This window comes from Nocardia tenerifensis NBRC 101015 (assembly GCF_000308715.1).
GTDB lineage: Bacteria > Actinomycetota > Actinomycetes > Mycobacteriales > Mycobacteriaceae > Nocardia > Nocardia tenerifensis.
In genome coordinates this window covers 1-5,647 of the sequence record NZ_BAGH01000174.1, presented here as the reverse complement: position 1 = coordinate 5,647, position 5,647 = coordinate 1, and the positions used below count along the sequence as shown (strand labels likewise).

Annotated in this window: 11 protein-coding genes and 1 pseudogene; 3 read left to right on the top strand and 9 right to left on the bottom strand. The window is 69.4% G+C overall.

Going from position 1 to position 5,647, the window contains the following annotated elements:
• The 8 genes and pseudogenes from ON39_RS14000 to ON39_RS13965 form a co-directional block, all read right to left on the bottom strand.
• A pseudogene (locus ON39_RS14000) lies at nt 1-314 on the bottom strand (DUF6286 domain-containing protein); the annotation flags it as partial.
• A complete protein-coding gene (locus ON39_RS13995) occupies nt 311-634 on the bottom strand; it encodes an Asp23/Gls24 family envelope stress response protein (RefSeq protein WP_040734371.1) in 324 nt (107 codons plus the stop codon). The pseudogene ON39_RS14000 and the gene ON39_RS13995, both read right to left, overlap by 4 nt.
• Nucleotides 631-819 (bottom strand): hypothetical protein, encoded by a 189-nt coding sequence (locus ON39_RS13990; protein WP_040734370.1) that lies wholly within the window; start codon nt 817-819, stop codon nt 631-633. Before ON39_RS13990 ends, ON39_RS13995 begins: the two co-directional genes overlap by 4 nt.
• On the bottom strand, nt 819-1,328 hold the full coding sequence (locus tag ON39_RS13985) for an Asp23/Gls24 family envelope stress response protein (protein ID WP_040734369.1): 510 nt from the start codon (nt 1,326-1,328) through the stop codon (nt 819-821). Before ON39_RS13985 ends, ON39_RS13990 begins: the two co-directional genes overlap by 1 nt.
• Before the next feature lie 95 nt (nt 1,329-1,423).
• On the bottom strand, nt 1,424-1,744 hold the full coding sequence (locus tag ON39_RS13980; protein WP_246003037.1) for a hypothetical protein: 321 nt from the start codon (nt 1,742-1,744) through the stop codon (nt 1,424-1,426).
• Between the two features lie 10 nt (nt 1,745-1,754).
• Complete coding sequence (locus ON39_RS13975; protein WP_040734368.1) at nt 1,755-2,144, bottom strand: Asp23/Gls24 family envelope stress response protein; 390 nt, start codon at nt 2,142-2,144, stop codon at nt 1,755-1,757.
• The gene (locus ON39_RS13970) at nt 2,141-2,740 is read right to left on the bottom strand and encodes an anti-sigma factor family protein (protein WP_040734366.1); all 600 of its coding nucleotides are present in this window, start codon (nt 2,738-2,740) and stop codon (nt 2,141-2,143) included. Before ON39_RS13970 ends, ON39_RS13975 begins: the two co-directional genes overlap by 4 nt.
• The gene (locus ON39_RS13965; RefSeq protein ID WP_040734365.1) at nt 2,731-3,297 is read right to left on the bottom strand and encodes an RNA polymerase sigma factor; all 567 of its coding nucleotides are present in this window, start codon (nt 3,295-3,297) and stop codon (nt 2,731-2,733) included. Before ON39_RS13965 ends, ON39_RS13970 begins: the two co-directional genes overlap by 10 nt.
• Before the next feature lie 175 nt (nt 3,298-3,472).
• Here ON39_RS13965 and ON39_RS13960 point away from each other — a divergent pair, with 175 nt between their 5' ends.
• Nucleotides 3,473-3,673, top strand: a complete 201-nt coding sequence (locus ON39_RS13960) for a CsbD family protein (RefSeq protein ID WP_373283687.1) — start codon at nt 3,473-3,475, stop codon at nt 3,671-3,673.
• Between the two features lie 99 nt (nt 3,674-3,772).
• Nucleotides 3,773-3,964, top strand: a complete 192-nt coding sequence (locus ON39_RS13955; RefSeq protein ID WP_040734364.1) for a hypothetical protein — start codon at nt 3,773-3,775, stop codon at nt 3,962-3,964.
• Between the two features lie 84 nt (nt 3,965-4,048).
• On the opposite strand, the gene ON39_RS13950 is transcribed toward ON39_RS13955, so the two are convergent.
• Nucleotides 4,049-4,870, bottom strand: a complete 822-nt coding sequence (locus ON39_RS13950) for a hypothetical protein (protein ID WP_040734362.1) — start codon at nt 4,868-4,870, stop codon at nt 4,049-4,051.
• Between the two features lie 301 nt (nt 4,871-5,171).
• Here ON39_RS13950 and ON39_RS13945 point away from each other — a divergent pair.
• On the top strand, nt 5,172-5,647 hold a 476-nt coding region (locus ON39_RS13945; RefSeq protein ID WP_157195460.1), incomplete at its 3' end, for a helix-turn-helix domain-containing protein.

Genomic DNA, 5,647 nt, shown 5'->3' with positions numbered 1-5,647 from the left:
GTGCGCAGCCCGCCGCGGGTCACGCCGGCGGTGAGCCCGTCCTCGTCGCCGAGCGGCAGCACGGCGGCCCGGCCCGGCCACAGCGCGAGCGCGAGCAGCACGAGGCCGAGCACCGCCGTCGCGACACCCGCGACGAGCACCGGCATGTCGTGCCAGGTCATGCCGTGCAGATCGCTGGCGACGGTGTCGTAGGAGAGAAACTCGTGCGCGCCGACGAGGCGCTGGATCAGCGACACCGCCACCGCGACGCAGACGGCGAGCAGCAGCACCGCGACCACGATCGCCGGCAACACTCGGCGCGGCCTGCGGATCACCGAACCCTCCTTCCCGCAACGGTTTCGGTGGTCAGCTCGGCCACCACGATGTCGATCGCGCTCACCGCCAGCCCGGTCAGCTCGCGCGTCCGGCGGGCCAGGTGCCCGCGACACTCCTCGGTCACCCGGCCCACCGGCGCGGGGTACCGGATCGGCAGCCGGACGTCGAGCGAGGTCCGGTCCGCGAAGACCCTGGCCTCGACCCGCACGTCGGGCCCGACGCCGGCCACCTCGCGGGCCGCCTGCGCGGCGATCCGCTGGACCGCGCGCGGCGCGACCGTGGTGACGCCCGGATACTCGTCGGCGACGGCCGCGGTCATCGCCTGCCCTTGCGCTGCGCGGACTGCACCAACCCGGCCAGGTCGAGCTCACCGTCGAGCCAGCGGCCGATCACCAGGCCGAGCACGGCGAACAGCAGCACGATGGTGAACGCGCCGAACCCGCCGAACGCACCGGCGAAGCCGAGCGCGAGACCGACCGCCAGGCAGATCGCTGTGGCGTTCATTACTGCACCCGGCTGCTCGGCGCGTTCTCGTCCTCGTCGCCGGGGATGTACACGTCGTTGACGTTGATATTGACCTCGACCACGTCGAGCCCGGTCATCTGCTCGATCGCGTTGATCACGTTGCGGCGCACCGCGCGCGCCAGATCCGCGATGGCGACGCCGTATTCGACGACGAGCTCGAGATCGACGGCCGCCTGGGTCTCCCCCACCTCGACCGAGACACCTTGCCCCACACTGGCGGACGCGCCGGGGATGCGATCGCGGATCGCGCCGAACGCGCGCGCCGCGCCACCGCCGAGATCGTGCACGCCGCGCACCTCGCGGGCCGCGAGCCCGGCCACCTTCTGCACGACGATATCGGCGATGGTGGTGGTGCCCTGATCGCTGGCCAGCTTGCTGTCCTTCGCCGGCGCGTCGGACGAGGTCCGGTTCGCGGGGGACTTGTTCTCCGCGCTCGCGCCGGCGGCCTTGGTGTCCGTGTTCTTGTCAGTGGTTGTCGTGGTGCTCATTGCTCCTCCTGATTTCCCTTGCGGTACAGCGGACCTCGGCTTCATAGGGATCGACACGCGACCCGGCCCGTTCGTCACGGGCGCACTGGTGTGAGCTAGGTAACCCCCTCACTGCCGAACGCTCCGGCGTCGAGTTCGGTGACCACCACACGCAATCGGGCATCGGACCACTCGGTGCCGGCCAAGGCCGCGCGCAATGCGGCGGTCGCCTTCTCCAGCAGCGGCGCCAGCGGCAGCGCGGCCGCGGCCACCCGGATCTCGATCCGGCCCGGCGCGACATCGAATGCGAAACTTCTTGCGTCCCATGGCCACCAGGCTGGACTCTGCGCGCCCAACGGCGTCGCGGGGCGGAGACCGTCGATCGTGTCCAGCGCTCCGATCAGCACGGCGATGACATCGCCGGTAGAACTCACCACACCGCCCCCCTCACGGCCGCTCGGGCTCGATATCGAGAATCGACACCGACACCTCGGCGACCGCCTGTCCGGTCTGCTCGCGCACCACCCGCGAAACCTCCTGTTGCACCGCGTGTCCGACCGCCGACGCCGCCCGGTCCGCCGAGATCACCACGTCCACATGCACACTCAGCGCACCCGACGCGGTCCGGCGCACCCGCACACCCTCCGACGCGGCGGGGTCGGCACTGACCAGGCGTTGCTTGCCCGCCCGGACCAGCGACGAGACCAGCCCGCGCACACCGGGTTCCAGCCGGACCACCCCGGGCGTCGCGCACGCCGCTCGCGCGGCCACCGCGGCCACGACCGGCGACTCGATCCGCACCTCGGAAACCGCGTCGGAATCCGCATCGGCTGTCATCGCTGCCCTCCCCCGGCTTCATCCTCGTAGATATCGGCGACCGTCAGATCCAGCGTCTCGAGCACGAGCCCGACCTGGGCGGCGAGCGCGGCGGTGACCCGCTCGCGCACGAGCGGCAGCGCCTCGCCGATCGTGGTGCGCCCGAATCCGACGGCGACCGCCAGCTCGACCGCGACCACGGTCTCCCCGTCCGTCCCCATCCCGACCCGGCGCACCCGGCACTGCCTGGCGCGCACGCCGGGCACCGAGTCGGCGGCGTAGCGCAGCACGGTGGCGACGGCCTGCTCGCTCACCTCGACCGTGCCTGCCGCCGGTGTCGGCAGCACGAGCGTCCGGCCGCGCCTGGCCTCGGCCCGCACCGCGGACATGATGCGTCCGGTGAGATCGGGGGGCGGCGGGTCCGGTTCGGCGATCAACTCCTGTGTCGCCGCGCGCAAAGCGACCAGCGATTCCCTGGCCGACCCGCAGTGCGGACAGGTCGTCTCGTGCTCGTCGCCGAGCCCGGCCTCGACCGCGTCGAGCCGATCCCAGACGTGTTCGATCTCGCGCCCGCAGGGCAGCTGATAATCCTGTTCGGTCTTTCCGTTCACCGCCATGGTTTCATCACCTCGGACAAGTGGGCTCGCGCGCGGGCTATCCGGCCGCGTACCGCCGTCGCGTTCACTTCGACGATGTCGCCGATCTCCTCGTAGGTCAGCCCGTGCACCTCGCGCAGCAGCCAGCAGGCGCGTTGTTCGGGCGTGAGCAGTTGCAGCGCCGCGTTCAGCGCCTCCAATTGGGTGCTCACCTGCACCGCCTGTTCGGGCTGGGTATCCGAGCGCGGCGATTCGGTGGCTTCCGGGTCGACCTCGACCGTCGGTCTGCGAGCCCGGATCACGTTCAAACAGCGGTTCGTGGTCATGCGATACAGCCAGCCGACGAAGGCCGCGTCGTCGTTGAGCTGCGGCAGGCGGCGCCAGGCGCCGAGGAACACCTCCTGGACGACGTCCTCCGCGTCGGAGCGGTCGGCGAGCATCTTCACCGCGAGACGAAACATGGGCCCCTGATAGCGCAGCACTAGCTGCTCGTAGGCCCGCATATCGCCGTCGCGCGCCCTGCTCACCAGGGTCGCATCGTCCGGCGTGGTTTCGGCAACCGTTTCTGTCGTGGTCACAGCACCTCCTCCACCGCTCATCAGCAAGACACCGGGGATCGGAAAGCGTCACGGCCAGTATGCCGTGATCGTTGTCTCAGTGGTTGCTGCGTGCGGTTTCCCGAGGTGGCCGTGTCACTACGGGGTGCGCGTCCGACCCGGGACGCACCGGGACACAGTGGAGGTTTCGATGTCTATGAGCGACAAGATCGGCAACAAGGTCGACGAGTTCGGTGGTAAGGCCAAGGAGGCCGCAGGCAACGCGACCGGCGACGACGATCTGCGCGCCGAGGGCAAGGCCGACCAGGTCGAGTCCGCGGTCAAGGGCGCGGTGGACAACGTCAAGGACGCCGTCGGGGACGCCGTCGAGAAGGCGAAGAACGCGCTGGGCAAGTAGCCCGCGCGCGGTGTGCGGGCGGTGACACGCCCCGCACACCGCCGAAAGCGCTTGCGCCGACGAACATCCGAGCCGCGAGCCCGAACAAAGGTTTTGACTGTGATCGACCAACGACCGACCAGAATCGCCGGCGTCGAACCCGGCACCGCGGTGCTCGCGGCCGCCACCTGCCTGGCCCTCACCGTCGGCGTCGCCGCCCTGACCCAGTCCGTCGTCGCGACGGTCGCGTCGTGCGTCAGCATTGTCGCCGGACTCGCGCTCGCGCTGGCGATTTTGCCGCACAAAGCTTGAGCCAGCGTCGTATCCAAGACTGAGCGGGCTGGGCTCAGCCGCGGTGCCGATAGGGGCGGACCGGCACCGCGACCGTTCGAACCGCTATTTTCGCGGACGCTCGAGCGCGTCCTCGACGGCCGCGAGCGCGTCGACGGGGGTGCGGTTCTGGCCCTTCTCGTTCTGGCCGAGCTGTGGCCAGCCGGAGCCGTCGGGGCCGAGCATCTGGATCCAGATCTCGCGGATCTTGTCGAGCAGTTCACGCTGCTCGACCTCGTTGAGTGCGGACATCAATTCCTCCTCTATTCCGACGCCGCAGGCCGCGGCGAAATCCTGGGGTGACATTTCGTAGGCGGCGTTCATGTCGCAGTCGCCGAACGGCGGGGCGCCCTCCGGCAGGCCGTCGCCGTAGCCCTGCCCGTCGGTGTACTGGTGGGCGATCTGGCCGGGCAGGTTCGGATTGCGCCCGTAACCCGCGCCGACCATGCGCAGCCCCGCCGGGCGGTCGGGCCACATGGCGAAGAAATCGGCCTGGTTCGCGTAACCGATCACGCGGCGGCGATCGCCGAGCCACTCGGCGAGATTCCAGTACGCGCCGTTGATGCCGTCGGATTGATCGCCGTCGGGGTTGCCGCCCGATTCGACGTCGATCATGGCGATCATCCGCGGGTGCGGCCCGCACGCCTCCTCGACCATCCGCCGATGGACCTCGACGGTCTCCAGCCAGTTCGGCCGCCAGTAGAAGTAGACGATGAAGCAGGCCAGACGCCCCGAATCCACTGCGCGGCAGGCCCATTCGTAGTTCGTGGCGAAGTTGGCATCGCGGAAGGTGCCGTCGTTGGAGCGGAAGCTCAGAATGGCGTGTGGATAGGAGTCGTCCACCGGCGTCTGAAAATATGACACGTCCGCGAAAAGGCTGTCGACCATGTGTTCTCTCCCTCGATTCCGTGTGGCGAAATGTCCCCCGAGTGGTCGTCGCGCCGCCGATTTCACCGACTCGACGCCGTGAGACGTCGTTGAAACGTGGGTGAAGGGCGAGAACCGGAGACTCATCCAGGTGGAGGAACGTCCGGCGCCCGTTCGGCGTGACGGGACCAATGCTGTAGCTGGCCGGCTGCCGGCGAAAGGCGCCGGTCTGTTGAGCGAACCAGGCGTTCCATTTGTTGGACCGGGAGCGATATGCACGACGTGCTCGGTTCGTTGCAGCATCTGCATGGGAGGACAGAGAGTGAACGAAGCGACGATGGAGAAAGCGGCCATGGGGGGCCGCGGCGTGCTCGAAGGGGCATTCGCCCTGTTGGAGGCCCTCGCGCACGGTGATGAACTGGGCTTGACCCGGCTGGCATCGACGGCGGGCTTGCCGAAGGCCACGGCCTATCGGTTACTCAACCAGTTGGTCATGGAGGGCGCGGTGCAACGCCGTGGCGGCCGATATCAGATCGGGCCCAGGGTATTTCGGCTCGGTCAGACCTGGCAGCCCGCGCGGTTGCTGCGCGCCGCCTCGGCCCGGCCGCTCGGGCAGCTGACGGCGGCGACGGAACGGGGCGGTTTCAGCCTCTCGGTCAACGATCGCGGGCACACGATGCTGATCGGCGGCATCGGGCGGGAGATCGACGAGGTCTTCCCGCTGCGGGCGGGCGTGCTGCTGCCCTCGGGCACCGCCGCCGAGCAGGTGCTGGCCATCGGGCATCCGAATCACACTCC